General features: G+C 70.5%; 18 protein-coding genes and 2 pseudogenes. 10 read left to right on the top strand and 10 right to left on the bottom strand.

Annotation, left to right across the window (positions count from 1 at the left end; translation table 11 throughout):
* Nucleotides 1-48 precede the first annotated feature (48 nt).
* The 4 genes and pseudogenes from K9S39_RS02565 to K9S39_RS02585 form a co-directional block, all read left to right on the top strand.
* Complete coding sequence (locus K9S39_RS02565; protein ID WP_248861679.1) at nucleotides 49-840, top strand: DeoR/GlpR family DNA-binding transcription regulator; 792 nt, start codon at nucleotides 49-51, stop codon at nucleotides 838-840.
* 88 nt (nucleotides 841-928) lie between these two features.
* A complete protein-coding gene (locus K9S39_RS02570; protein ID WP_248861680.1) occupies nucleotides 929-1,927 on the top strand; it encodes a zinc-dependent alcohol dehydrogenase family protein in 999 nt (332 codons plus the stop codon).
* A gap of 162 nt (nucleotides 1,928-2,089) precedes the next feature.
* Nucleotides 2,090-3,508, top strand: coding sequence for a xylulokinase (gene xylB, locus K9S39_RS02575; protein ID WP_248861681.1), 1,419 nt, complete (start codon nucleotides 2,090-2,092; stop codon nucleotides 3,506-3,508).
* A 1,907-nt stretch (nucleotides 3,509-5,415) separates the two neighbouring features.
* Nucleotides 5,416-5,897, top strand: a pseudogene (locus tag K9S39_RS02585) (ATP-binding cassette domain-containing protein); the annotation flags it as partial.
* Nucleotides 5,898-6,195: 298 nt separating this feature from the next.
* Here the strand turns inward: K9S39_RS02585 and K9S39_RS02590 are convergent.
* Entirely contained in the window at nucleotides 6,196-8,175 is a 1,980-nt protein-coding gene (locus K9S39_RS02590) for a sensor histidine kinase (RefSeq protein ID WP_248861682.1), read from the bottom strand.
* Between the two features lie 376 nt (nucleotides 8,176-8,551).
* A complete protein-coding gene (locus K9S39_RS02595) occupies nucleotides 8,552-9,694 on the bottom strand; it encodes a questin oxidase family protein (RefSeq protein ID WP_248861683.1) in 1,143 nt (380 codons plus the stop codon).
* A gap of 61 nt (nucleotides 9,695-9,755) precedes the next feature.
* On the opposite strand from K9S39_RS02595, the gene K9S39_RS02600 reads away from it, so the two are divergent.
* Nucleotides 9,756-10,247, top strand: a complete 492-nt coding sequence (locus K9S39_RS02600; RefSeq protein WP_248861684.1) for a MarR family winged helix-turn-helix transcriptional regulator — start codon at nucleotides 9,756-9,758, stop codon at nucleotides 10,245-10,247.
* Nucleotides 10,248-10,428: 181 nt separating this feature from the next.
* On the top strand, nucleotides 10,429-11,142 hold the full coding sequence (locus K9S39_RS02605; RefSeq protein WP_248861685.1) for a flavodoxin family protein: 714 nt from the start codon (nucleotides 10,429-10,431) through the stop codon (nucleotides 11,140-11,142).
* 252 nt (nucleotides 11,143-11,394) lie between these two features.
* Here K9S39_RS02605 and K9S39_RS02610 read toward each other — a convergent pair whose 3' ends face one another.
* The gene (locus K9S39_RS02610) at nucleotides 11,395-14,088 is read right to left on the bottom strand and encodes a SpoIIE family protein phosphatase/ATP-binding protein (protein WP_248861686.1); all 2,694 of its coding nucleotides are present in this window, start codon (nucleotides 14,086-14,088) and stop codon (nucleotides 11,395-11,397) included.
* A gap of 419 nt (nucleotides 14,089-14,507) precedes the next feature.
* On the opposite strand from K9S39_RS02610, the gene K9S39_RS02615 reads away from it, so the two are divergent.
* Nucleotides 14,508-14,861 (top strand): hypothetical protein, encoded by a 354-nt coding sequence (locus K9S39_RS02615; RefSeq protein WP_248861687.1) that lies wholly within the window; start codon nucleotides 14,508-14,510, stop codon nucleotides 14,859-14,861.
* A 123-nt stretch (nucleotides 14,862-14,984) separates the two neighbouring features.
* Here K9S39_RS02615 and K9S39_RS02620 read toward each other — a convergent pair.
* Nucleotides 14,985-15,140 (bottom strand): annotated as a pseudogene (locus K9S39_RS02620) (amino acid permease); the annotation flags it as partial.
* Between the two features lie 10 nt (nucleotides 15,141-15,150).
* Complete coding sequence (locus tag K9S39_RS02625) at nucleotides 15,151-17,235, bottom strand: SpoIIE family protein phosphatase (RefSeq protein WP_248861688.1); 2,085 nt, start codon at nucleotides 17,233-17,235, stop codon at nucleotides 15,151-15,153.
* Nucleotides 17,236-17,620: 385 nt separating this feature from the next.
* Here K9S39_RS02625 and K9S39_RS02630 point away from each other — a divergent pair, with 385 nt between their 5' ends.
* A complete protein-coding gene (locus tag K9S39_RS02630) occupies nucleotides 17,621-19,150 on the top strand; it encodes an AMP-binding protein (RefSeq protein WP_248861689.1) in 1,530 nt (509 codons plus the stop codon).
* Nucleotides 19,151-19,240: 90 nt separating this feature from the next.
* Here the strand turns inward: K9S39_RS02630 and K9S39_RS41920 are convergent, their stop codons facing one another.
* Together K9S39_RS41920 and ligD are read right to left on the bottom strand one after the other, a co-directional pair.
* Nucleotides 19,241-19,618 (bottom strand): hypothetical protein, encoded by a 378-nt coding sequence (locus K9S39_RS41920; RefSeq protein ID WP_283112181.1) that lies wholly within the window; start codon nucleotides 19,616-19,618, stop codon nucleotides 19,241-19,243.
* A 165-nt stretch (nucleotides 19,619-19,783) separates the two neighbouring features.
* Nucleotides 19,784-20,797 (bottom strand): non-homologous end-joining DNA ligase, encoded by a 1,014-nt coding sequence (ligD, locus tag K9S39_RS02640; protein ID WP_248861690.1) that lies wholly within the window; start codon nucleotides 20,795-20,797, stop codon nucleotides 19,784-19,786.
* Between the two features lie 88 nt (nucleotides 20,798-20,885).
* Here ligD and K9S39_RS02645 point away from each other — a divergent pair, with 88 nt between their 5' ends.
* Nucleotides 20,886-21,947, top strand: a complete 1,062-nt coding sequence (locus K9S39_RS02645) for an ATP-dependent DNA ligase (protein ID WP_248861691.1) — start codon at nucleotides 20,886-20,888, stop codon at nucleotides 21,945-21,947.
* Between the two features lie 76 nt (nucleotides 21,948-22,023).
* Here K9S39_RS02645 and K9S39_RS02650 read toward each other — a convergent pair whose 3' ends face one another.
* From K9S39_RS02650 to K9S39_RS02660, 3 genes are all read right to left on the bottom strand, one after another.
* A complete protein-coding gene (locus K9S39_RS02650) occupies nucleotides 22,024-23,010 on the bottom strand; it encodes an MASE1 domain-containing protein (protein ID WP_248868570.1) in 987 nt (328 codons plus the stop codon).
* 64 nt (nucleotides 23,011-23,074) lie between these two features.
* The gene (locus tag K9S39_RS02655; protein ID WP_248861692.1) at nucleotides 23,075-23,908 is read right to left on the bottom strand and encodes a PP2C family protein-serine/threonine phosphatase; all 834 of its coding nucleotides are present in this window, start codon (nucleotides 23,906-23,908) and stop codon (nucleotides 23,075-23,077) included.
* 197 nt (nucleotides 23,909-24,105) lie between these two features.
* A complete protein-coding gene (locus tag K9S39_RS02660) occupies nucleotides 24,106-24,339 on the bottom strand; it encodes an acyl-CoA carboxylase subunit epsilon (protein WP_248861693.1) in 234 nt (77 codons plus the stop codon).
* A gap of 361 nt (nucleotides 24,340-24,700) precedes the next feature.
* Here K9S39_RS02660 and K9S39_RS02665 point away from each other — a divergent pair, with 361 nt between their 5' ends.
* Nucleotides 24,701-25,981 carry a Dyp-type peroxidase gene (locus K9S39_RS02665; RefSeq protein ID WP_248861694.1) on the top strand — a complete coding sequence of 427 codons (1,281 nt, stop codon included), beginning with the start codon at nucleotides 24,701-24,703 and terminating at the stop codon, nucleotides 25,979-25,981.
* Nucleotides 25,982-26,035: the final 54 nt, after the last annotated feature.

Genomic DNA, 26,035 nt, shown 5'->3' on the forward strand with positions numbered 1-26,035 from the left:
GCCGCGGCAGTGGAGCGGCAACCAGGAAACGATCGGGGGCGCCCAGCGATGAGGCCGAGTCGCGGTTCCGAGGCAGAGGTGGAGGAGCGCCGCCAGGCGGTGCTGCGCCAGGTCGCCGAGGAGGGCGAGATACGTATCGCCGACCTCGCCGAGCGGCTGCACGTCAGCGTCATGACCATGCACCGTGACCTGGACAATCTCAGCGAGCGGCAGCTGGTCCGCAAGGGCCGCGGGGTGGCGTCGTCCTTCTCCGACGTCACGATGGAGAGCGCGCTGCGCTTCCGCGAGCACACCCGGATGGCGGAGAAGACCGCCATCGCGGACGCGCTCGTCGACGAGATCACCCCGGGCAGCACGGTCCTCATCGACTGCGGTTCCACGCTCTTCCCGCTCGCCCGCCGGCTCGCGGGGATGGAGGGGATACACGTGATCACCAATTCGCTCCGCGTCACCTACCTCCTGGCCGGCTCCCCCGCCGAGGTCACGCTGCTGGGCGACCGGTTCTACGAGGACTTCGAATCGTGCGCGGGGCCGCAGACCCGGCGCCAGCTCCAGCACATCCGCGCCAACATCGCCTTCGTCACCGCCACTTCGGTCAGCGCCGGCCGGCTCTTCCACCCGGTGCGGGAGTACGCGGACAACAAGGAGGTCTTTCTGCAGGCCGCGGACCGTGCCGTACTCGCCGTCGACCACAGCAAGTTCGGCCGTACGGCCACCTACGCGTACGGCGATGTCAGCGGCTACGACCTGCTGGTCACGGACACCGCGACGCCCGAGGGCGAACTCCGGCCCGTCCGCGACATGGGGGTGGAAGTCCGCACCGTCAAGCCCGAGAAATGAACCCTCGATCCCGAGAACTGAGACGCCGGTGCCGAGAACACGGCGCCCGCCCCACACCGCCTCCCCCGCCCCTGAAAGGCCCCCGTCCATGCGTGCCATCGTCATCGACACCCCGGAGCACTTCGGGGTCACCACCGTTCCCGACCCCACCCCGGGGCCCGGCGAGGTCCTCGTCGCCCCCGCGGCCGTGGGGATCTGCGGTACCGATGTGCACATCGTCCAGGGTGAGTTCGCGCCCACACCGTACCCGATCGTCCCCGGTCATGAGTTCACCGGCGAGATCGTCGCGCTCGGTGCGGGAGTGACCGGTCTGCGTACCGGGGAACAGGTCGCGGTCGACCCGTCGCTGTTCTGCGGTGCCTGTCACTACTGCGCCATCGGGCACGGCAATCTCTGTGAGAAGTGGGGGGCGATCGGCGACACCGTGGACGGTGCGATGGCCGAGTATGTGAAGGTGCCGGCCGCCAACTGCTACCGGCTGCCGGAGAGTGTGGACGTCGTCCAGGGCACCCTGATCGAGCCGCTGTCCTGCGCCGTACGCGGCTTCGACGTACTGCCGCGCCGGCTCGGCGATCACTACCTCATCCACGGCGCGGGCACCATGGGCCTGATGATGCTTCAGCTCGCCAGGGCGGCGGGTGCCGCGTCCCTGTCCGTCGTCGACATCAACGAGGACCGGCTGCGGATCGCGGACCGGCTCGGCGCGGACGCCACCGGTGTGCACGCCGATGCCCTGGACCGTCCGCAGGGCTGGGAGACCGTGATCGACTGCACCGGCGTCATCCCCGTCATCGAGGACGGCCTGACCCGGGTGCGCCGCGGCGGTACGTTCCAGCAGTTCGGCGTCGCCCCCTCCGCCGCCAAGGCGTCCTTCTCCCCGTTCAGCGTCTACAACGACGAGATCACCATCGTCGGGTCGATGGCCGTCCTGCACAGCTTCGGCCGGGCGGTGGACCTGATGGCCAAGGGCGTCATCGACGCCGACACCATGATCACGCACAGCTTCGGGCTGGACGAATTCCCCGCCGCGCTGCAGGCGTTCCGCGACGGCTCCGGCCGCAAGATCCAGATCCGCCCGAACGCCTGAGGTCCGGGCGTCTGAAGCCGGACATCTGAGGCCGGGCATCTGAGGCCCGGACGCCTGAGGCCCGAACAGCGTCCGGCTCCTCGAAACACCTGGCGAACCACCCCCCACCCCCTCGTCCCCCGATCCCTCTCGTATCCCTCTCATACGGAAGCGAAAACCCTCATGCCGACAGTTGCCGGGGTGGACTCCTCGACCCAGTCCTGCAAGGTCGTCGTCTGTGACGCCGCCACCGGGAAGGTCCTGCACCAAGGCCGGGCAGCCCACCCCGATGGCACCGAGGTCGGCCCCGAGACCTGGTGGCGGGCGCTCCTCGAAGCGGGCGACGGCCTGCTGGAGCACGTGGACGCGATCGCGGTCGCCGGGCAGCAGCACGGCCTGGTGGCACTCGACGCGGCCGGACAGCCGGTGCGCGACGCCCTGTTGTGGAACGACACCCGCTCGGCACCGGCCGCCGCCGACCTCGTCGGCGAACTCGGCGGTCCGGAGAGCTGGGCACGGGCCGTCGGCACCGTCCCGGTGGCGGCCATCACCGTGAGCAAGCTGCGCTGGCTGGCCGAGCACGAGCCCGGACTCGCGGACCGCACCGGCCGGGTCATGCTGCCGCACGACTGGCTGACCTGGCGGCTGTGCGGCGGTCCGGGCAGCGGCGCGAAAGCGGTCACCGACCGGGGAGACGCCTCCGGTACGGGCTACTGGTCACCGGCCGACGGCGCCTACCGCCATGACCTCCTCACCCTCGCCTTCGGTGGCCGCGCCCCCGAACTGCCGTACGTCCTGGGCCCGTACGAGGCCGCGGGCCGCACGCCGTACGGTGCCCTCGTGGCCGCCGGGACCGGGGACAACATGGGCGCGGCCCTCGGGCTCGGCATCCAGCCGGGTGATGTGGTGATCTCGCTGGGCACCAGCGGCACGGCCTTCGCGGTCTCCGAGCACCCGGTCGGAGACCCCACCGGTGCCGTCGCCGGATTCGCCGACGCGACCGGCCGGTTTCTGCCGCTGGTGTGCACCCTGAACGCCGCCCGCGTCCTCAGCTCCACGGCACGTATGCTCGGCACCGGACTCCCCGACATCGACCGGCTCGCCCGCGAGGCCGAGCCCGGCGCCGGCGGTCTGGTCTTCCTGCCGTATCTGGGCGGCGAACGCACACCCGATCTCCCCGAAGCCGCAGGCAGTCTGATGGGTATGCGCAAGGCCAACATGCATCCGCCGCAGCTCGCCAGGGCCGCGGTCGAGGGCATGCTGTGCAATATGGCCGACGCGCTCGACGAGCTGCGTGCGCAGGGCATCGGTGCCCGGCGCGTCCTGATCATCGGGGGCGCGGCCAAGGCCCCGGTGGTCGGCGAGATCGCCGCCGATATCTTCGGCGTCCCGGTCACCGTGCCGGAACCTGACGAATACGTCGCCCTCGGCGCGGCCCGCCAGGCCGCCTGGGCGCTGGCCGGCACTCCGGAGCCGCCCCAGTGGCCGGTCGCCTCACCGGCCCGTCACTTCCCCGGCTCCCCCGAAACCGGCCACACCACCGGCCGCCACATCCGCGAGGCGTATGCGCGGGCCCGTGCGGCGGTGTATGGCGGGGCATAGGCAGGGGCACTTCGGGGGAACACCTCAGCGGGTGACCTCGCCATGCGTCATGGGCCTCCATGGATCATGAGCCGTCCATGCGTCATGGGCCGTGGGCTCCGTCCCCGAGGTGGTGAGGGAGCCCGCGTGCAGGCATACGAGGACCGGAGTGAGAGCCGGGCCCCTGGGGGCATTCCTCGACGGTATTCCGCGCGCGAGATCCTGACCGGTGTGGTGGCGGCCATCCATGACTTCGGCGGTGTCGTTGAAGGCGCCGCTCTCCGCCAGGAGCGGGTAACCCCTGAGAAGCATGGGTAGTTGGTCAGCCCCCTGACCGCTGCCCGGTCATGCAGTACGTCATGAGCTCAGGTGGTACTGGGCCCACGGCTGCCCCACCCCAGCACCAGCCGGAGACGCAGAAGGAGACGGAGACGGCTCCTCATACGGCGCCGCGAACTGCCCCCACGCAGCCAACGCCTGATCCCAATCCGCAGGCAACGCCGCCACCTCCGCCACCGACTCCCCCACACCCGCACCCGGATACCAACCCGACGACACCGCCTGCCCCGACGACACCCCACCCCAACCCCCCGACTGCGACACCCCAACACCCCACTCCCCCTCAGACACCTCACCACCCGGCCGCCGATGACGACCCCCATACCCCTCCTGCACCCCAGACGGCAACCGCCCCAACGCCGACAACTGCTGCGCCCGCGCCCTCAACCGCCCCAAATCAAGCCCAAACTCCACAGCCAAATCCCGCAAATCCACCCCCGTCTGCCAACTCCCCACCAACACCGCATCCAACGCCCCCCAACCACCCCCACCCAACTCCCCCACCCCACCCAAACCCCCACCAGACCCCTCACCCACACCACCCGACGACGAACCCACCGCCCCCGACACCCCCACCGACTCCGACACCGACCCCACAACCGACCCCGACCCCGACACCGACTCCGACACCGCCACCGACCCCGACTCCGACACAGCACCCTCACCCCCCACACCCTCATCCCCCACAACCCCACCAGCCCCCGACACACCAGCCCCCGACACACCAGCCGACGCCCGCGACACAGCCGACGCCGCCGCAGCCGACAACAACTCATCCGCCACCGCCCGCGCATCCTCCTTCCCCACCGTCCGCCGCGCCACCCGCACCTCACGCTCACTCAAACCAAACAAATCAGCAACCGCCCCCGCACTCCCCACCGTCACCGCAAAAGCCGCCAACACCCGCAACCGATCCGCCTGCGCCTCATCCAACCGCGCCTGCGCCTCCCTCACCCGCTCATCCCCCACACAAAAAGCCTCCGCCAACACCGCATGACGACCCCACAACTCTCTCGGCTCCATACCGAACACAACACCCCCCACCCCCCACACGAAACCCACCCCCACTCCAAACACCACGAACGAACCCATCCACCCACAACCCGACAATCACCCCACCCCACAAACCACCACCCCACACACCACACACGAACCACCCACCAAACGAGAAACAACCCACCCCCGACCCCACCAATCAAGCAAGCACGCCTGAAACACACACCTATGGCCTACGAAACACCAACCGAAACCACAGACACAGACACCACCAACACCACCAACACCACCAACCCCCTGACCACAGACCACAGACCACAGACACGAACCACGAACCACGAACCACCAACTGCAGACCACCAACCACGCCCCACCCATCACGAACCAGCCCCACCGACACGGACCAAGAACAATCAGCACCCGGACCAAGAACAATCAGCAGGCGGGGCGACCGACCCGCCCCCCGATCCGCACATCGGCCCAGCCCTCACCGGAAAGTCACGCCCTGACCCACGCCGCGCCCTGCGCACCGTCAACACCAGTGCCATCCTGAATCACGCCATGACGGGGAACCCGACCGTCCCGACCCCATCTCTGCAGGCTCTGGCCGTACGGATTTCGTCGCGCCCAACGGCGCGGGTAAGAGCGCTTTGCTCAAGCTGATCGCCGGTGAACACCGATCGCGTAGTGGCGCGGTTTCGGGCAGGGGAAGGCTCGGCCTCTGCCGCAAACCCTGCCACTCGCCGCCTATTTGAGCGTGGCCGAGGTGCTGGAGATCGTTCCGGTCACCAAGGTGCTGGACGCCATCGAATCCGACGACGCGAGCGAGGAACATTTCGCCACGATCGGCAATGACTGGGACATCGAGGAGCGCACCCGTGCCCAGCTGGACCGGCTCGGCCTCGGTGACGTCTCGCCGCCCCGGCAACTCAACGCCCCCAGCGGGGGCCAGATCATCTCCCCGGTCTCCAGGGCCTCCCTGAGCCTCGCGGCTCAGCTGCTGAAGCAGCCCGATCTCCCGCTGCTCGACGAACCCACCGACAACCTTGATCTCGACACGCGTCGCAAGCTCTGGAGCTCCTGGAAGAGTGCAGGGCTCGTGAACGGCCGCGCGCCGTGCCAGCAATGCCGCACGCAACGTCAAGAATGCCGGCCGAAGATGGCCGCCGGGACGTTGAAGCGCCGGGTGCAGGAGTCGGCGGGCAAGGCAAACGAAAAGCCTCGAAAGCGCTCTGAACGCTTACAAGAGCGCCTTCGTGGTGTTCAGCCATGACGAGCCCGCAGGGTTGCGCGCGCCCTTGCAGGCCACAACGCCGAGGGGCGGGGCGATTCTTGAGGCGGGGCCCGGGAAATTCCCGGAGCGGGCCCCGGCCTCAGCCCACCGGCACCGTCTCAGTCTCCATCTGCGTCTCTGTCTCCGGGACGTGCACCAGAGTGGCCGGCAAGGCGATGTACGCGGTCACTCCGCAGGTCCCGTCCTGGCCCTGGGTGGGGCAGAGTTCGACCTGGGCTCCGAGTCGGGTTGCCAAGGTCCCCACGACGTAGTGGCCGAGATAGCGTGTGGGGGCGACGAGGAACGGCTCACGACCGGCGAGCCGGGCGTTGGAGCGGGCCAGTTCCTCGACGGTCATACCGGATCCCCGGTCGACGACCGCGAGGCAGTACTCACCGCCGTCGCGCCAGCCGTAGATCTCGACCGGCCGTGACGGAGGCGAGAAGACCAGCGCGTTCTCGATGAGTTCGGCGAGGAGATGGGAGATTTCGGCGACGGCCAGGCCGCGTATCCGGCCGTCCTGGATGTCGACCACGGCGACGCGCTGATACTGCTCGACCTCGGCGATCGCCGACTGCACCACCTCGGCCACCGCCACCAGCCCCGGCCAGGTGCGCGGCGCCAGCTCCTCCCCCGCGAGCACGAGCAGCGACTCGGCATTGCGGCGCATGCGGGTGGCCAGATGGTCCAGTTCGAAGAGCTCGCCGAGCGCGTCCGGGTCGATCTCCTGGCTCTCCAGGGTGGTGATCAGGCCGAGCTGGCGGGAGAGCAGTGCCTGGTTGCGCCGGCCGAGACTGGCGAGCGATTCGGAGCTGTTGCGGCGGAGCACGGCCTGCTCGGTCGCCAGACCGATCGCGGTGTCCTCGACGTTGTGCAGAGCGGTGGCGAGCCGGGTGACCTCGCGGGCGCTGCCCGGGATCCGGCGGGAGGGCCCTGGTCCGGGGACGAGATCGTCGCCCGCGTCGGCCCGCTGGATCCGGCCGACGGCGGCGGGCAGTCCGGTACGGGCCACCGCGTCGGCCTCATCGGCGAGTGCGGCCAGCGGCCGGCTGATCGAACGGGAGGAGAGCACCGCGAGTGCGGTGGCGACCGCGAGGATCAGCACACCGAGGCCGATGAAGCCGCCCAGCTGACCGGTCGCATCGTCCCCGATGCGGTCCGCGCGCTGCCGTACGCCGCTGCCGATATCCCTCTGAACGCCGTGGAGTTGATCGACGAGCGCGGTCATCGACGACCACCAGTCGCGGGGGTCCACGGCGAGCCGGCGGCCGCCGGCTCCGTCCTCGGCCTGCTTCTCGTAGCGCGAGACGCGCTTGGCGTCGTCCGTGGCGAAGGCGGTGTCGAGCGCGGACTGCTGGGCGGGCGTGGCGAGTTCCGCGTACTGACGCAGGAAGGCCAGCCGGTCGGCCCGTACTTCGGTGAAGTCGAGGAACTCGGTTCCCTTGAACCGCCCTTCCGCGAAGACCCCGTTGAGGGAGCCACGTTCCAGGGCGACCGCTTCGGTGGCATGGGAGAGGGCCTGCAGAGCGCCCATCGCGTCGGCGAGGGCGCGGTCACCACCGGCGGGTTCGGCCGCCGAGGCGGCGATCAGTCCTTCGATCGCCTTGGTGTAGGCGTTCAGGGTCGGTACGCGCTTGGCAGTGCCGGCATCGACCTTGCGGCGCTCGATGGCCAACTCGACGACTGGGACGAGCGCGTCCTTCAGCGCGTCGGCGGTGTCCGTTTTCGCGCCGTCCGCCCTGAGCAGGGCGTCGAAGCCGGTGCGGGTGGTGTCGGTGCGTGCGCGCTGGGCGGTGACATCGTCGCGGTATTCCGTGGCGCCGGCCAGCAGCCCATTGGTGAGGCCGCGCTCGCGCTGGAGCTGGCGGACCAGATCCTGGGCCTTGAGGATGAGCTCGACCCGGCCCGCGGTCTCCCGCGCCGCGGACCAGTCGGCGGCGCGGTCGGCGACGCCCAGACCGGTCACGATCAGCAGCAGACAGGTGGGGACGGCGAGCACGATGGCCACCCGGCCGCGGATCGTGCGCCAGCCGGGCAGGGTCAGCGATTTCGGCACAAAGCGTCGTTCAGTACGCGTCACGCCGACGACGATACGAACCGGTATACACGGCGCGGTTTCCCGGTAGTAAGGGGCTGGTTGCTCCCACCTCACAGGGGGCCGGGCGACGCCGCGCGTCGTACGCCATGTTGCCGTAACGCCGAGCGGACGTCCGACGGAGCGAACGGTGGACGGCCCGTCGTACGGCGTGGTGGTCGCCCCTCGCGTCCGCGGAGCGCCAGACCGCCGCCGCGGAGCGCCAGACCCATCCCGAGGCGCGACCACGGCGATACGAAGAGTTACGGGGCGCCTGCCTCTGGCGCCCCTCCCGGCGCGACGGCCCGCAGATCAGCCGACAGCCCGGCCTGACCGACATTCCCCCGTCCACTCCCCCGGATCCCGCGGCAAGCGAGCGGCACTACGGCGTGTCGGGCCGCAGACCGCCGACACCCCCGCCGTCATCCAGACACGCGATGCGCCGCTGCGCGGCGAAGGCGGCGGCCGGGTAGCGCGGGTCGGGCCGCAGGGCGTATTCGCGCAGGCATGCCTCGGTGAACTTGATGACATGCTCGTCTCCGTGCTCGGCGGCCCGTGCGCCGAGTTCGTCCACCGGGGGCGGCTCCGGGATCTCCGACCGCCAGGCCGTCGTCCCCTCGTCGCGCCGGTCGACCGTGAAGGCCAGCAGGAACGCCGCCTGCACCTGCCACAGCTGGGCCAGCGTCGGCTCGTACAGCTCGTACGGCAGGTGCGGGAGCACCAGGCGTACGGCGGCAGGCGCGGTGACGCCGTGGATCAGCGGGACCGGATACACCTCGGGGTGGCCGAGATAGACGTCCGCGAACTGGGCCGTCATCTCGGTCAGCAGCCGCGGCGCGCGTTCCGAGGCCAGCCAGTCCAACGACTCGTTGTAGCCGGGCAGTTCGGCGAGGACGGACAGGCGGTGGCGGGCGGTGCCCGGCCCCAGTCCGCCGTCCTGCGCCACACGGGGCAGCGTGGCGACCGCGGTGGGCAGATCGTGGTGACCGCGGAGGCGCGGGGTGCCGGGAAGCGCGGTGTAGCGGGCGGCCCAGTACGCCAACCCGCGTGCCAGCTCGTCGAGTTGGAGCCGCGTGGGCTCGCCGCCCTCTCCGTCGGCGGCGTACAGGCCGCGTACCGCGTGGGCGGTACGGATGAGGCCGTGGGTCAGTCCGGCGAACAAGCCGGGAATCAGGCGCGGCCACCAGCGGACGAGGACCTCGCGCCAGTGCCCCTCGGCCAGCTCACGGACGAACAGCCGCTCCCAGTCGCCGGCCCGGTGGAAGGTACCGAGCGCGGGGCGCCAGGAGGACTCGTCAGCGGGATCCAGGGCGAAGCGCGCGGCGGGCGATTCATGGTGCGCCATCGCCCTCCGGTAGCGCCGTACCCACGGGGCGACCTCGTCCTCCTGCCCGAGCAGAGCGAGCGCCTCGGCACCCATCGGGCCGTGGTTGGCGAGGTCGACGCCCTGCCCGCGCTCGTATCCGAGATCGTCCATCCGCTCCAGGGCGTCGTTGAGGGCATCGCGGTAACTGATCGAGGACACGACTCCACCACCTTTCTTCTATCCAAACAGTTCGGAAAACCGAACCATTTACACTCGCAGTATGCCGCACACCCCTGAGTCCGGGAAGACACCCCCGACACTGACCCCCGACGAGCTCCACATCACCGGCCTGGTACCGCTGTTGGAGCCGTTCTTCCGGGGCGGGGTGGTGCGGGATCTGATGCCGGCGCCGCTGCGCGAAGCGATGGAGACGTACGGGCTGACGCCGCGCCATGGCGCCGTACTCCCCCAGCTGCTGGCCGGCCGGCCGCTGACCGTGAGCGAGATCGCCCGGCGCCTCCATGTGTCGCTGCCCACCGCGAGCGAGCTGGTCGGCGGACTGAGCCGGGCCGGGATCGTACAGCGCGCCGAGGATCCGTCGAACCGCCGTCGGATCCTGGTGTCACTGAGCGACGCCTACCGCCCACACCTCGAAACCTTCATCGCCCGGCGGAGCGAGCCACTGCTCCGCGCCCTCGACGAGCTGTCGCCGAGCGAGCGGGCCGGATTCGTGGCGGGTCTTACGGCCTGGGTTCGCGAGGTACAGGGCTAGTCGAGCGGGCCCCGGACGCGCGAGTCCCGACGCACGGGTCCCGACACGCGAATCCCGACACCCGCATCGGGCACATCGGGCGCCCCTCCCCACCGCTCATGCATTCGGGCCGTCCAGGTGGCCCGCCCCTGCCGGTGACAGCAGGCTGAGGGCGCAGCCGCGTCGCCACAAGGAGTCCTCGATGCCCCCGGCACACCGCTACGACGACCTGAGCGCCCTGTTCATCAACTGCACCCTCAAACGCTCCCCCGAAACCAGCAACACCGAGGGGCTCATCGACAAGAGCCGCGGCATCATGGCGGGCAACGGCGTCACCACCGAGCTGATCCGCGCCATCGACCACGACATCGCCACCGGGGTCTGGCCGGACATGACGGAGCACGGCTGGGAGTCCGACGCATGGCCGGAGCTGTATGCGAAGGTGCGGGCCGCCGACATCCTCGTGCTCTGCGGCCCGATCTGGCTCGGTGACAACAGCTCCGTGATGAAACAGGTCATCGAGCGGCTCTACGCCTGCTCCAGCATCCTCAACGACCGTGGCCAGTACGCCTATTACGGCCGAGCCGGCGGCTGTCTCATCACCGGCAACGAGGACGGCGTCAAGCACTGCTCCATGAACGTGCTCTACAGCCTGCAGCACCTCGGCTACACCATCCCGCCGCAGGCCGACGCCGGCTGGATCGGCGAGGCCGGCCCCGGGCCGTCGTACCTGGACCCGGGGTCGGGCGGTCCGGAGAACGACTTCACCAACCGCAACACGGCGTTCATGACGTGGAACCTGATGCATATGGCGGCGATGCTCAAACAAGCCGGCGGCATCCCGGCACACGGCAACCAGCGCACGGCGTGGGATGCCGGCTGCCGCTCGGACTTCCCGAACCCCGAACACCGCTGAGCCACGGGGATCACGAACCCCTAAGGGTACTCGAACAGATCCCCTAGGGGGTGCACGCGCCCCTTGCAGGCCACAACGAGGCGGGGCCCAGGGGGTATTCCCGCGGCTCACCACCTGATCGGCTGGTTCCGAGCGGCGGCAAGCCCAACCGGCAAGAGACACACGACCGGCACCGCCCAGCAGCCAGCACGCACACAACCAGCGTGACGCACCCCCACACGACCCACCCCACACGACCCACCAAGCCGCCGTCTAGCCCGGCAAGCCCTCCGCCACCAACGACTGCTCCGTCCAGATCACCTTGCCGCCGGCCAGGTACCGCGTCCCCCACCGGTCCGCCAGCTGGGCGACGAGGAACAGGCCCCGGCCGCCCTCGTCCGTGGTGGCGGCCTGTCGCAGGTGGGGCGAGGTGCTGCTGCAGTCGGAGACCTCGCAGATCAGCGAGCGGTCGTGGATCAGGCGGACGCGGATGGGGCCGCTGGCGTAGCGGATCGCGTTGGTGACCAGTTCGCTCAGGATCAGTTCGGTGGTGAAGGACACGTCGGCCAGGTCCCACTCGCCGAGCTGGGCCAGCGCCGCGGCCCTGGTGCGGGCGACGGACGACGGGTCCACCGGTACGTCCCAGTCGGCGACCTGGGTGGTGTCCAGGATCCGGGTGCGGGCGACGAGCAGGGCGATGTCGTCGGCCGGGCGCTCGGGCAGCAGCTTGCCGAGCGTCGCCTCGCAGGTCTCCTCCGCCGTCAGGTCGGTGCGGCCGGCCAGCGTACGGATCAGCAGGGCCATGCCCTCGTCGATGTCCCGGTCCCGGTCCTCGACCAGTCCGTCCGTGTAGAGGACCAGGCGGCTGTCCTCGGGCAGGCTCTTGTCCCATGTCTCGAACGGCAGACCGCCCAGCCCGAGCGGCGGGCCGCCGGGCACCTCGATGAACTCCGCGGTGCCGTCCGGCAGCAGGAGCAGCGGCTGGATATGGCCGGCCCGCGCCATGGTGCAGTGCCCGGACACCGGATCGTAGACCGCGTAGAGGCAGGTGGCGCCGGTGACGCCGCCGTCCGTGCCGTCGGCGGCCTCGTCCTGGTCTATACGGGTCACCAGCTCGTCGAGGTGCCACAGGAGCTCGTCGGGCGGCAGCTCCAGGTCGGCGAAGTTATGGACCGCCGTACGCAGCCGTCCCATGGTCGCGGCGGCGTGCAGTCCGTGTCCGACGACATCGCCGACCACGAGCGCCACGCGGGCCCCGGGCAGCGGGATGATGTCGAACCAGTCGCCGCCGACACCGCCGAGCCCGCCCATGCCGGCCTGTGCGGGCAGGTACCGGTACGCGGCCTCGACGGCGTTCTGCTCCGGCAGGCCGCGCGGCAGCAGGCTGCGCTGCAACGTCACCGCCATGGAGTGCTCGCGGGAGTAGCGGCGGGCGTTGTCGACGCTCACCGCGGCGCGGGCGACCAGTTCCTCGGCGAGGGAGAGGTCCTCCTCCTCGAACGGCTCGGGGGTCGCCGCCGAGCGCCAGAAGAGGGCCACGCCCAGAATGACGCCACGGGCCCGCAGCGGAACCGCGATCATGGAGTGGATGCCATCCGCGACCAGCCGCCTGGCCCGCTCGGGGTCCTGCCGGTGCCAGCCGGAGAACTCGGCCAGATCGGCCTCCAGCACCGCCCGGCCGTCGGCGAGAGCACCGCCCACCTGGGTCGACGGTTCAAAGCGGAAAAGTTTGCCGAGCGGGTAGAAGGCAGTCTGGCCCGGGTCGCCGGAGACGGCCGTGCGCCGCATGTCTATGCCCACGGCGGAGGCGGCCGGCTCCTCGCCGCGCAGCACCACCTCGGCCAGGTCGACGGAGACGATATCGGCGAAGCGGGCGGCGGCGAACTCGGCCAGTTCCTCGCAGGTGCGCGCCACATCGAGGGTGGTACCGATCTCCGTACCGGCGTCGTACAGCAGCTTCAGCCGTCTGCGGGCCACATCGGCCCGGCCGGTGAGCGCCCGCAGTTCGGTGGTGTCGCGGAGGGTGGTGACGCTGCCGGGCGGTCCGCCGTCCCGGTCCGTCGACCGCTGGTTGACGGCGAGCAGCCGCTCTCCGACGAGGTGCACCTCGTCGGTCACCATTCGCCCCGAGACCAGCAGCCGGGCGGTTGCCGGGTCGAGTCCGAGGTCGGCGACCGCGCGTCCCTCCACATCGGCCGGCAGTGCGAGCAACCGGTGCGCTTCGTCGTTGGCCAGCAGCAGGCGCCCGTCGTCGCCGACGATGATCACGCCCTCCCGCACGGCGTGCAGGACGGCGTCGTGGTGCTCGTACATCCTGGTCATCTCGGCTGGGCCGAGGCCGTGGGTCTGGCGGCGCAGTCTTCTGCTGACGAACGCGGTGCCGCCGGTGGTGAGGAGCAGCACGGCCGCGGCAACGCCGAACAGCAGCGGGAACTGGTCGTCGACGACTCCGCTCACCCGGGCGACGGTGATGCCGGCGGAGACCAGCCCGATGACCCGGCCGTCCTGGTCGAAGACCGGGACCACGGCCTGGACCAGGGGCCCCATGGTTCCGACGATCTTCTCGGTGACGACGCCGCCGGCCAGCGCGGGCCCCGTGGTGCCGACGAATTTCTCGCCGATCCGGTCGGGCTTCGGATGGGTGTAGCGGGTGCCGTCGGGCTTCATCACGACGATGAAGTCGACCTCGGAGCGTTTCCGGGCCTCTTCGGCCAGCGGCTGCAGGAGCGTGGTCGGGTGCTGGCTCCGGAGGGCTTTTTGGATGCCCGGGCCTTTGGCGAAGGTTTCGGCCACGGCGACCGATCTGTTGGTGGCCTCGCGTTCCGCGTCGGTCCGGGACTGCAGCACGAGCGCGGTCATGGCGGCGGCGACCAGCAGCACCACGATCGCCACCTGCAGGAGAAGGACCTGACCTGCGACAGTTCGCATCCTCAGAACCGAACGCGGGCGGCCGTAGCGTCCGGCCATGCCCTCTTTTTACACCTCCCCGCATACGGTGGGCGAGCCACGCGATGCGAAGCGTGGCGGCCGCCGGGGCTTCAGATCGATCTGCGGTCCGATCGTCCCGTAGACCTGGCCAGGACACCAGGGGGCTGACAAACCAGCGGGTAGGTTCCTGGCGGCGTGTGTTCGTTTTTTCACCTGACATAAGAGGATCTGATGGACATTTATGCCGTTCCATCCGGTAGCGCACACCGGCGCGTGTAACTCTCGCCACAGGGACGACGGCGGCACGACCATGGTCAACTCGTCGGGGCAGCCCCGGCGTCCGGCTCGATGTGCCTGGTCAGGCCGGTACGCGGGCGGATTGGAGCCGGTGTCGAGGCGGCAGCGGGGCCCCGGATCCGGCTCAACGGGACGGCGAGCCGGTATGAGACGTTCGTGGGATGCACGTATCGGATGAGATCCGACCTGAGGCCATCCGTGCCCAGGCGACCGCGCTCATCGACCGCCACGCGCTCGGGGTATGGCAGCCGAACGGTACCGACCGGCGTGCCGCCGAGGCCCTGTTCCGCCATCTCGAAACGGGCCGGCCGCTCTCGGGCGAGCGAATCCGGTCCGTCCTCTCCCCCGAGGAATCGGTGGCCGGGGCAAGCGACGGTCTGCTCCGTCTGCTGCGCTGGACCGCCGGGCTCCTGGACGCGCCGCACCTCGCCGACAGCCGCGACGGGCGGGACGCCGTCGACCATGTCTGCCTCCTGCTGGACGCGGTCGCGCTCTCCCGGCCGGCCGCCGAGTAGGGACTCGACGCACGGCGGCCCGGTGACCTGTCCCCTGGAGAGACGGCCACCGGGCCGTTGCGTTGTGCGGGGCGGCTTGCGGAGCGGCCGCGCCCCCGGTCGGTACGCGGCCGCCGCGACGATGACACCGCTCAGCGTGTCGAGAGTGAGAGTGACGAAGCACAGCGCCCCGCCCGGGACGCCCACGGCAAGGGTGGCCGCCCAGGGAGAGCCGAAGCGCCTGCCGACGTGGGACGGCACACGGTTGACGGAAGTCGGCCAGGCGGCGTCGCGGGCCGAGCCGCCCCCGTCAGGCTCCCTCTCCCCGGACCCGAGCGATCAGCAGCGCCACATCGTCATGCCCGTGGTGTGAGCGCAAGGCACCCAGAAGGTGGTCGCAGAGGTCTTCCAACGGACGTTCAGGCTCGGCGAGCAGGCCGAGCAGGGTGTCCAGCCGGATGTCGATGGACTGGTCACGGGTTTCGATGAGCCCGTCGGTGTAGAGCACCAGTTGGTCGCCGTCGCGCAGCGGCACGGTGGTCTGCTCGAAGCGGACGCCGCCGACGCCGAGCGGGGCGCCGGTGGGCAGATCGAGCAGTTCGGGAGCCTGGCCGGGCCGGACCAGGACGGGCGGCAGATGCCCTGCGACGGCGATACGGCACTGCGCGCGGTGCGGGTCGTACACGGCGTACAGGCAGGTGGCGAAGGCCGGATCGAGCCCCGCGGCGATGTGGTCGAGATGCCGGAGCACCTCGTCGGGATCCAGGTCGAGGTCGGCCAGCGCCCGGGTGGTGGTGCGCAGTTGGCCCATTGTGGCCGCGGCGTTGATCCCGCTGCCCATGACGTCGCCGACCACCAGCGCGGTCTTGTCGTCGGCCACCGGGATGGCGTCGAACCAGTCGCCGCCGACCTCGCTGGCCGCCAGCGCGGGCTGGTAGCGGTAGGCGATCTCCATGCCCATGGGCTGGCGCGGCCGGTGGTTCATCAGGTGCCGCTGGAGGGTCAGCGCGGTGCGGCGTTCGCTCTGGTACGAGCGGGCGTTGTCGATGCAGACCGCGGCGCGGGCGGCCAGTTCGACGGCGAGCACGGCGTCGTCCTCGTCGAACGGCAGCGGGTTGCGCACGCGGTACAGCGACAGCGCGCCGAGGACCTCGCCGCGGGCGATCAGCGGCACCGCCAAGTAGGAGTGCAGTCCGGCCTGCCCGAGGAACGCGGCGCCATCCGGGCCGGCGGCGATCCGCGGCAGGTCCTTGTCGGTCACCTCGGCGACCAGGACCGGGCGGGCCTCGGTCACGCACTGGGTGATGAGCCGGTCGGCGTCGTACGAGGCGATCTGCCCGGTGGGATCGGCGGCGCGGACGGCGTCGGTGGAGTAGGCCGCGGAGACCGCCAGCGCCCGGAAGCGGGCCGGTCCGCCGGGGGCGAGGGTGGTCGGCCGCCGGTTGTCCAGGACGGCGTCGAGGACATCCACGGCGGCCAGGTCGGCCAGCTCGGGCACGACGACATCGGCGAGTTCATGGGCCGTCTGGTCGACGTCGAGGGTGGTGCCGACGGTCGCGGAGGCGTCGGCGATGAGGGCCAGGCGCCGCCGGGCGCGGGCGGCTTCGGTGGCGGCCCGGTGCTGCTCGGTGACATCGACGACGGAGGTCGCCAGGCCCAGGACCCGGGCGTTGGGGTCCTCCAGCCGGTAGTACGACACCGACCAGGCGTGGTCGGTGCCGGGGTCGGCGGCGGTGCGGCCGACGGTGAACTGGTCCAGCTGCGGCGTTCCGCTGGCGAGGACCTCATGCATCGTGGCCACGATGGTGTCGGTGTCCAGGAACCGCAGGGCGTCGGCGACATGGCGGCCGATGTGCTGCTCGGCCGGCATGTCGTTGATGCGCTCCAGCGCCGGGTTGACCATCACGAACCGCAGTTCGGTGTCGAGGACGGCGAGCCCGATCGGCGACTGGGCCACCAGCCGGACCGACAGCGCCAGGTCCCGCTCCACCCGCCGCAGGACCGCCTGATCGGTGGCGATGCCCAGGGCGTAGGTGTCCCCGCGCTCGTCCAGCAGCCGCATGTTGCGGAACTCCACCAGCCGGGTGCTGCCGTCCTTGTGCCGTACGGGGAAGACCCCTGCCCAGCTCTTGCCGCTCGACATGACCTGGGAGAAGAGGTTCAGGACCAGGTCGAGGTTCTCCGGTGCCACCATCAGGTGCGCGGCGGACCGGCCGAGCGCCTCCCGTGCGGTCCAGCCGAACAGCTCCTCGGCCTGCGGACTCCACAGCGTGATCCGCCCGTGCGCGTCCAGCATCACCGCCGCCACGCCCAGCACGTCCAGCAGGCCACCGGGCTCGGACGGGGCCGCGCCGACCGAGGCGACGTCGTCCGGGAACGCGTCGGACGCACCCATCCAGCACTCCTTCCGCCGGCCACCAGGACCGGCAGCCGTGGTGCTTCCGTGCACCGGCCGTTTCTCGCCGTGCTCTGCTCAGCTGCCCTCCATCATCCCTCCAGACGGGACGGGCCCGCAGGGAGAGTCGGATCCCCAGGAGATCATTTTTCCATGGCACGTACGGAGAAGACGGAGGATTTCATGGCGCGTGTGCCGTCACGCCCTTTGACGGAGCCGGCCCCGACCCGTACGACATGCAACGCCCGTACGGAGCCGTCACACTTGGGTCTTGGGGGAGACGATCGGCGGCGGCGACGGCGCCGCCGCCGCACGGTCGCTAGGCCCCTCCACAGTGCTAGTTACCTCTAGCAACTAATTAACCTGTCTTCATGGCTTGACGCAGATGTCTGCACAGCCCTTCCGCTCGTACGTCGAGGAGAACCTCGACGCGCTGAGTCTCGCCCCGGAGCGCGAGACCCTCGTCCATGGCGGCCGGCGGATGACGGCGGGCGAGTTCCGTGACCTGGTCTACCGGATGGCGCGAGCACTACGCGCCCAGGGCGTCGGACGGGGAGTGACCGTCAGCCTGCTGAGCGGCAACCTGCCGGAGACCCTCGCCGCGCGCTACGCGGCGAATCTGATCGGCTGCCGCGTCAACCACCTCTACAACAAGCTCTCCGCCAAGGCCCAGGCCGCCATCGTCCGCGATGTCGAGACGCGCGCCCTGATCGTCGACCCGCGCTACGCGGAACAGGCCGCCCAGGTCACCGAACTCGCCCCGGTGCCGGACATCCTGGCGCTCGGCCCCGCGGAGGCGGGCACCGATCTGCTGGCGCTGGCCGCCGGGCAAAGCGCCGAGCCCTTCGCCGGCGAGGCCAGGCCGGACGATGTGTGCAGCATCCGGCACACCGGCGGCACCACCGGCCGCCCCAAAGCCGTCTGCACCACCTTCGCGCACGGGGTGGGCTGGTTCCAGGGCACGGTGCCCGAGGAACCGCCCGGGGAGCGGCGGCAGCTGGTCTGCACCACTCTCGCGCACGTCGCCGGAATGCTCGCCGACCACACCCTGAGCGAGGGCGGCTCGGTCGTCCTGCTCGACGACTTCGACCCGCGGGCCGTGCTCGCCGCCATCGAACGCGAGCGCATCACCGATCTGTTCCTGCTGCCGCCGCTGCTCTACCGGCTGATGGACCATCCGGACGCGGGGCGCACCGACACCTCCAGCCTGCGCAATCTGACGTACGCCGGCTGCCAGGCGTCCCCGGCCCGGATAGCCGACGCGGTACGGGCCTTCGGCCCGGTGCTGTTCCAGGGCTACGGGCAGAACGAGGCCGGCGGGATCAGCGTGCTCACCGCGGAGGACCACGATCTGAACCGTCCGGACCGGCTGCGGTCCGCGGGGAAGGCGCTGCCGGATGTCGAGGTGGCGATCCGCGACGCGTCGGGCCGTGATCTGCCGCCGGGCGAGCACGGCGAGATCTGTGTGCGCTCGGGCATGACCATGCTGAGGTACTGGAAGCAGCCCGAGCTGACCGCCGAGGTGCTGCGGGGCGGCTGGCTGCACACCGGGGACATCGGATTCCTCGACGACGAGGGCTACTTGACCATCGTCGACCGGCTCAAGGACATGATCATCGTGGTCGGCGGCCATGTCTACACCACCGAACTGGAGGACCTGCTGAACTCGCACCCGCAGGTCCTGCAGAGCGCCGTCTTCGGTGTCCGCGACGCGGACCACATGGAGCAGGTGTACGCCGTGGTGGTGCCGGTACCCGGCAGCGGAGTCGACGGCGAGCAGCTCCGTGCCATGGTGCGCGAGGCGCGCGGGCCGATGTACGAACCGGCCGCAGTGTCGTTCGTCGACGCGCTGCCGCTGACGGATGCGGGGAAGCCGGACAAGAAGGAGCTACGGCGTCGCTTCGCCGCGCCGTAGCCCGTTGAGGGGGGACGGCCACCCGCCGCACGCGGAGCGACGGGCCGTCGCGGGTGGTGCGCCGCGGCGGCCCGTCTCGGGTGATGGCTGTTAGAAGATGCCCAGGGCGCCACCCAGGCCCCCGGCGCGGCCATAGCCGTAACCGTGGCCGTGGTGGTGACCGTGACCATGGCCGTAGTGGTGGTGATGGTGCCCGTGGTGATGACCATGGTGGTGCCCGTGGTGGTCACCATGGTGGTGCCCGTGGTGGTCACCATGGTGGTGGCCGTGACCATCGCCGTGGTAGTGGAAGCAGTGGCTGCGGTGCTTGTGCTTCGTCTTCTTGTAGTGCTTGCCGTGATGGCCGTGGCCGTCGTCGTGGGACGCGACCGGGGCCTTGGGAGCAGCCTCCGCCATACCGCCGAGCGGGACGATGGCTGCCGCGGCGAGGGCCGCGGCGGCCATGGTACGGCCTATGATCTTGCGCATTGCTTTCTCCTGGTTGGGCAGGAATCGGACGCGGAATCCATACCGCGCAAAACCAGAACTTTCTGCAGCCAATAGGGATATCCACCCTGGGGTGCGGAACAATCCGCCGCCCGCAGCAACAGGGATGGCGTGCCCGCCGTGCGCGGCCGCCGCCCGCCGGTCGTCTCAGCGTTTGCGGGCCCGGCTCGGCTGGACCCGGGACGGCTCGCCCGGCATCTTCGGGTGGTCCGGCGGATACGGCAGATCCCCCAGTCCCTCGTCCGCCGCCTGGCGGTCGGCGAGTTCGAGCACGGATCCGAGGCCGAAGGCGTGGTCGCCCATGTCCGCGTGTACGTCGCCGAGTTCGGCGAAGCGCGGCGGGACGGTACGCAGGTCGCAGTCCTCCGGTGCGGCGTCGGCCAGCTCCTCCCAGCGCAGTGGGGTGGAGACGGTCGCCCGGGAACTGGCGCGCAGGGAGTAGGGCGACGCGATGGTCCGGTCGCGGGCCATCTGGTTGTAGTCCACAAAGACCTTGGCGCCGCGTTCCTCCTTCCACCAGGCCGCGGTCACCAGGTCCGGCATCCGCCGTTCCATCGCCCTGGCCAGCGCGATCGCCGCGCGTCTGACCTCGGTGAAGGTCCAGCCGGTGCGGATCGGCACATAGACGTGCACCCCGCGCCCGCCGGAGGTCTTGGGCCAGCCGCGCAGCCCGTGCTCCGCCAGTAGTTCGCGCAGCTCGTACGCGACCCGGACGGCGTCCGCGAAGTCCGTGCCGGGCTGCGGATCGAGGTCGATGCGCAGTTCGTCGGGGTGATCGGTGTCATCGCGGCGGACCGGCCAGGGGTGGAAGGTCAGACAGCCGAGGTTGGCCGCCCAGATCACCGCGGCCGGTTCGGTCGGGCAGATCTCGTCGGCGAACCGTCCACTGGGGAAGGCGATACGGGCCGTGGGCAGCCACTCCGGCAGCCCTTTCGGCGCCCGCTTTTGGTAGAAGGACTCACCGTCGACGCCGTCGGGGAAGCGCTGCATGGTGGTGGGCCGGTTCCGCAGGCCGCGCAGCACGCCCTCCACGACCGAGAGGTAGTAGTGGGCCACGTCCAGCTTGGTGAAACCGCGCTCCGGGTAATACGTCTTGTCGGGGTTCGACACACGCACCGTGCGCCCGGCGACGTCCAGCTCGACAGCTCCTGCGGCGGCCATAGGTCCACGCTAGATTCCGTACGGCCCTGGCGCGCGGCGGAGCTTTCCCCGCGCGCGGGAAGCGGGGCGAGGGCGCAGGATCGGGACCATGGATCTGCCTGTCATGCCCCCGGTCTCCCCCATGCTCGCCCGGCTGGTGAACAGGATTCCCGCCGGTATGCAGTACGAGGCCAAGTGGGACGGATTCCGTGTGATCGTCTTCCGGGACGGCACCGACATCGAGATCGCCAGTCGTACGACGAAGTCCCTCAACCGCTACTTTCCCGAGGTGCTCGCCGCCGTACGGGCCGAGCTGCCGCCGCGGTGCGTCGTCGACGGCGAGATCGTCATCGCCCATGACGGCCGGCTGCACTTCGAGGAGCTGCTGGAGCGCATTCATCCGGCGGACTCGCGGGTCCGGACGCTCGCCGAGCGGACGCCCGCCTCGTTCGTCGCCTTCGATCTGCTGGCTCTCGGCTCGCGGTCGCTGATGGACGAACCGCAGTCGGGGCGGCGGGAAGCGCTTTTGGAGGCGCTCGGGCCGGCCCGTGCGCCGGTCCACACCGCGCCCGCCACCACGGATCTGGAGCTGGCCCGGACCTGGTTCACCCAGTTCGAGGGTGCGGGCCTGGACGGTGTCGTCGCGAAGCCGCTGGATCTGCCCTACCGGCCCGGTGACCGTGCCATGTTCAAGATCAAGCACGCCCGCACCGCGGACTGCGTCGTCGCGGGCTATCGGCTGCACAAGAGCGGACCGGTGGTCGGCTCGCTGCTGCTGGGGCTGCACGACAGCGCCGGGCATCTCCAGCACGTCGGGGTCTGTGCCGCGTTCCCCATGGCCGAGCGGCGCCGGCTGGTGGAGGAGCTGGCGCCGCTGCGGATGGACGAGGTCGCGGACCACCCCTGGGGGGCCTGGACCGACGAGGCGGCCCACGCGGACCGGCGGATGCCCGGGGGACCCAGCCGATGGAGCGGCGGCAAGGATCTGTCGTGGGTGCCCCTGCGCCCGGAGCGGGTGTGCGAGGTGGCGTACGACCACATGGAGGGCAGCAGATTCCGTCACACGGCCCAGTTCCGTCGCTGGCGCCCCGACCGTACGCCGGAGAGCTGCACCTACGCCCAGCTGGAGGAGCCGGTCGGCTACGACCTGGGGGAGCTGCTGGGCGGCTGAGGGGCCCGGGGTGGGCAGGTCATCGCGGACATCACGGGAGCCCGATGCTGGGCGGCTGAGGGGGGTGCGGGCGTCATCACTGCTCGTCGCCCTCGGGTGGCCACCGGCGCCCGCTCTCCCCCGGGGCGAGACGGTCCACCACCTCGGACAGGTCCAGGCAGACCTGTTCGATCTTCTGCCGGATGCTCTTCTGCTCGGTGACGATCGCCGACAGCAGCAGCGCGGTCAGTGCCGCGGACCCGTTGAGGGCCTGGAGATTGACCATGGCCTGTAAGTGGGAGTGCCGGCTGAACGGCCCGGTCTGCGCGGTCGCCGCCGTGATCGCCAGCACGGACAGCACCAGGACGCAGGGCGCCGCTCCCGCCAGCTGGAAGCGCAGGGCCGCCCACACGATCAGCGGGAAGACCAGGAACAGCAGGGAGAGGGAGTTCGTGGTCGTCAGGACGGAGACGACGACGGTGGCGGCCGCCAGGGCCGCCGCCTCGAACCACCGGTGGGGGCGGACGTCCCGGGGCAGCCGGAAGCGCCGGAAGGCGAGCAGCAGCGGGGTGACCACCAGCACCCCCATCGCGTCGCCCACCCACCACGACACCCACGCCGGCCAGAAGCCGCCCGGCGGCAAGGAGTCCGTGACCAGCAGGGTCAGGCCGCCTCCCGTCGCGCTGACCAGCATCCCGGCGAAGGCGCCCAGGGCCACCAGCGCCACCCCGTCACGCAGCCGGTCCATCGCGACGTGGAAGCCGATGCGGCGCAGCATCAGGTAGGAGCACACCGGCCCGAGGGTGTTACCGGCCATGATCCCCAGGACGCCGGCGTCGAGCGGGCCGAGCGACCAGACGACGAGGAGCGTTCCGACGGCGATGCCCGGCCAGGTCCACAGGCCCAGGTAGAGCAGGCAGCTCAAGGCAATGCCCGTCGGCGGCCACAGGGGTGTGACCACCGCGCCCCCGATCATCACCTGCTGCAGCAGGCCGACCTTTGCGGACGCGAAGTAGACGGCGGCGAAGGCGAGGATCTTCAGGACCGCTGCAGCGAGACGCCGGAACTCCTCGGTGCGCACCACGTCAGCCATCAGACTACGCCGCTGTCCCGGTGCCGGCCACGACACGCGCTGCCGCGTCCGCGCTTCACCCGGGCCTGTCCTCGGCGGCGTCGTAGCACAGCACGATCACCGCGGCGTCGTCCTGGTGGCCGGTGTACTCGGCCACGCTCATCACCCCGGCGGCCACCTCGGCCGGATCGGCGTCCGCCCGGTCGCTGACCAGCCGGGCCGCCTTGGCCAGCCCCACCTCGATCGGGAACGACGGGCCCTCGATCACCCCGTCGGTGAGCAGCACGAACGCTCCCGCCTTGGTCAGCCTGCGGCGGGTCACCGGGTACGACTCCCCCGGCAGGACGCCCAGCGGCAGGCCCCCGGCGTCCTCGGCGAGGCCGAACCGGCCGTCGGTGGTGGCCCAGATACCGGGTACGTGGCCGGCGCGGGCGCTGCTCAGCTCCCAGGTCTCCGGGTCGAAGCGGAGGAAGGTGCAGGTCGCGAAGAGGCCGCAGTCCACTGAGAGGAGCAGGTCGTTGGCGCGGCTGAGCACCTCCCCCGGGTCGGCGACGCCGACGGCCACGGCGCGCAGCCCGATGCGGACCTGGCCCATGAAGGCCGCCGCCTCGACATCGTGGCCCTCCACATCGCCGACGCAGAACGCGAGCGCGCCGTCCGGCAGCGGGAAGCCGTCGAACCAGTCGCCGCCGATGTCCAGGCCGTGCCGGGCGGGCGCGTAGGTGGCGGCGGTCCGCAGCCCCGGAGCTTCCGGCAACGTCGCCGGCAGCATCTCGCGCTGCAGCGCCTCGGCGAGTTCCACCCGCGCCTGCTGGAGCTCGGCTCCTTCCCGCGCCTGAGCGGTCAGCCGCCCGAGCGTGGTCAGCAGGTCGTCGGCGCTCGCCGACCGCGGGGGACGACGCCGAAGCATGGACCGCTCCAAGCTGCATCGGTTCTTGGGCCACTGCGGGGGGGCGCTCCACGCAGCGTTTCCGTTCCGTCCTCCTGACCTGGGGAACCCGCCCTTCCCACATCATATTTCCGCGGTTTGACTCCCGCTTGACGACGGGACGGGCGCACGGCCGTGCCGGGCCGGGCGGCCGACCCGGCAGCCTCAGACCTCAGGCCTCAGGCGCATCTCCAGCAGCCGGACCAGCAGGCGGTGCGGACCGTGTGGCACCTCATGTCGTGTGCGACGGGGCGCTTGCGGCGGTGCTGGTAGTCGGCGCCGGCCAGGACAAGATGGGCGACGCACAGAACGACGGCGATCGCGGCGAGTTCCTCGGGCTCGGCGCTGCCCCGGTCGATACGCAGCGGGACATCCGGAAGCGCGGGGACGGAGACGGAGTCGAAGCTGCTCATGTGGGGGTCCATGGGCTTGACGGGGACGGACGGTGCGACGAGGTGTGACGGTTGCTCAGGGCCTCCGCGCATGCGGTGTTCGGGCAGGTCACAGGCCCGACGATAGGAGCGCGGGAGGGCGGTGTCGCGTGCAGCCCCGGTCCGTCTGCGCCATCCGTGGCAGGTCCGTGCGCGCTCGGCGGTCCCCGTCCGGGGCCGATTGGTGGAGTCCCCTGCGCCCTGACGCGTGATATCGGGCGGTCCGACGACGTGTCGGCCATGGCCCTGGCGTCACGGCAGAAACGATCGCGCAGGAATGTGACACAGCCCAGGTAAGTGCGAGGAACCGGTACCGGATGACGCAGGCAGGGATGGCAGAACGATGACAGGTGATCTGACTGACGAAGCCCGTGCTCTGGCGGAGGACGAAGGGCGCCGCGGATTTCTCAAGTGCGCGGCGGGGATCGCGGGGGCCGCGGCCGCCGGGAGTCTCGGCGGGGAGGCGTATGCCGCACCGCCGGACAGGAGCGGGGGCAGCGCCCCCTACGACAGGAGACCCCCCAGGAGGATTCCGTTCCACGGGAAGCACCAGACCGGCATCATCAAACCGAAGGAACAGCAACTCCACGCGATGTTCCTCGGGTTGGATGTGCTGGCGCGGGACCGCAAGGAGCTCGAAGAGCTGTTCAAGAAGATCACCAAGCGGTCCCGCAAGATCATGGGTGGGGTGGGGAAGGACAAGCACAAGCACTTCACCGAGGAGGATGAAGTAACGCCCACGGAGGACCTGCTCACCATCACCCTCGGCGTGGGCGCGTCGCTCTTCGACGACCGGTTCGAACTCTCCGCGCACCGGCCTCGGCATCTGAAGGCGATGCCGTCGTTCCCCAACGACCAGCTGAATCCGGCGCGCTGCCACGGCGATCTGTCGCTGCAGATCTGCGCGGACCATCCGGACGCCTGCAACCACGTCATGCGCGACCTGTTGCGGGAGGCCAACGGACTGTTCCGGCCGCGCTGGCGGACGGACGCCTACCTCAATCCGCCGCGGCCGGTGGGGACCCACCCGCGCACCTTCGTCGGCTTCAAGGACGGGATCGAGAACCCGGACATCACCTCGGAGAAGATGATGGACGAGCTGATGTGGGTGACGGAGGAGTCCGGCGAGCCGGACTGGGCGCTGGGCGGCTGCTATCAGGTGATGCGCATGATCCGCCTCGACATGGAGACCTGGGACCAGGTGCCCGTCACCAAGCAGGAGAAGATCTTCGGGCGGCACAAGTCGAGCGGGGCCCCGCTGGACGGGGACGAGGAGACGGACAAGCCGAACTACCGCAAGGATCCGCACGGCAGGATCATTCCGCTGGACGCGCATATCCGGCTCGCCAATCCGCGGACCAAGGAAACCGCCGACTCCCGTATCTACCGCCGTAGTTACAACTACGACGAAGGGTTCGACAACGACGGGAAGATGGCCATCGGGCTGATGTTCTGCTGCTATCAGCAGGACATCGAGCGGCAGTTCGCCACCGTGCAGAAGCGGCTGGAACACGAGGCGTTCGCCCCGTACATCGCACCCATCGGCGGCGGCTACTTCTTCGTGCTGCCCGGTGTGAAGGACGAGGACGATTATCTCGGGTCCACGCTGATGAAGGCGAACTGACCTCGTCGGGCCGCGCGACTCGCGGCAGGGACACGGCCGGTGGCCCGTGGCGGA

The sequence above is a fragment of the Streptomyces halobius genome (genome assembly GCF_023277745.1).
In the GTDB taxonomy this organism is placed as follows: domain Bacteria; phylum Actinomycetota; class Actinomycetes; order Streptomycetales; family Streptomycetaceae; genus Streptomyces; species Streptomyces halobius.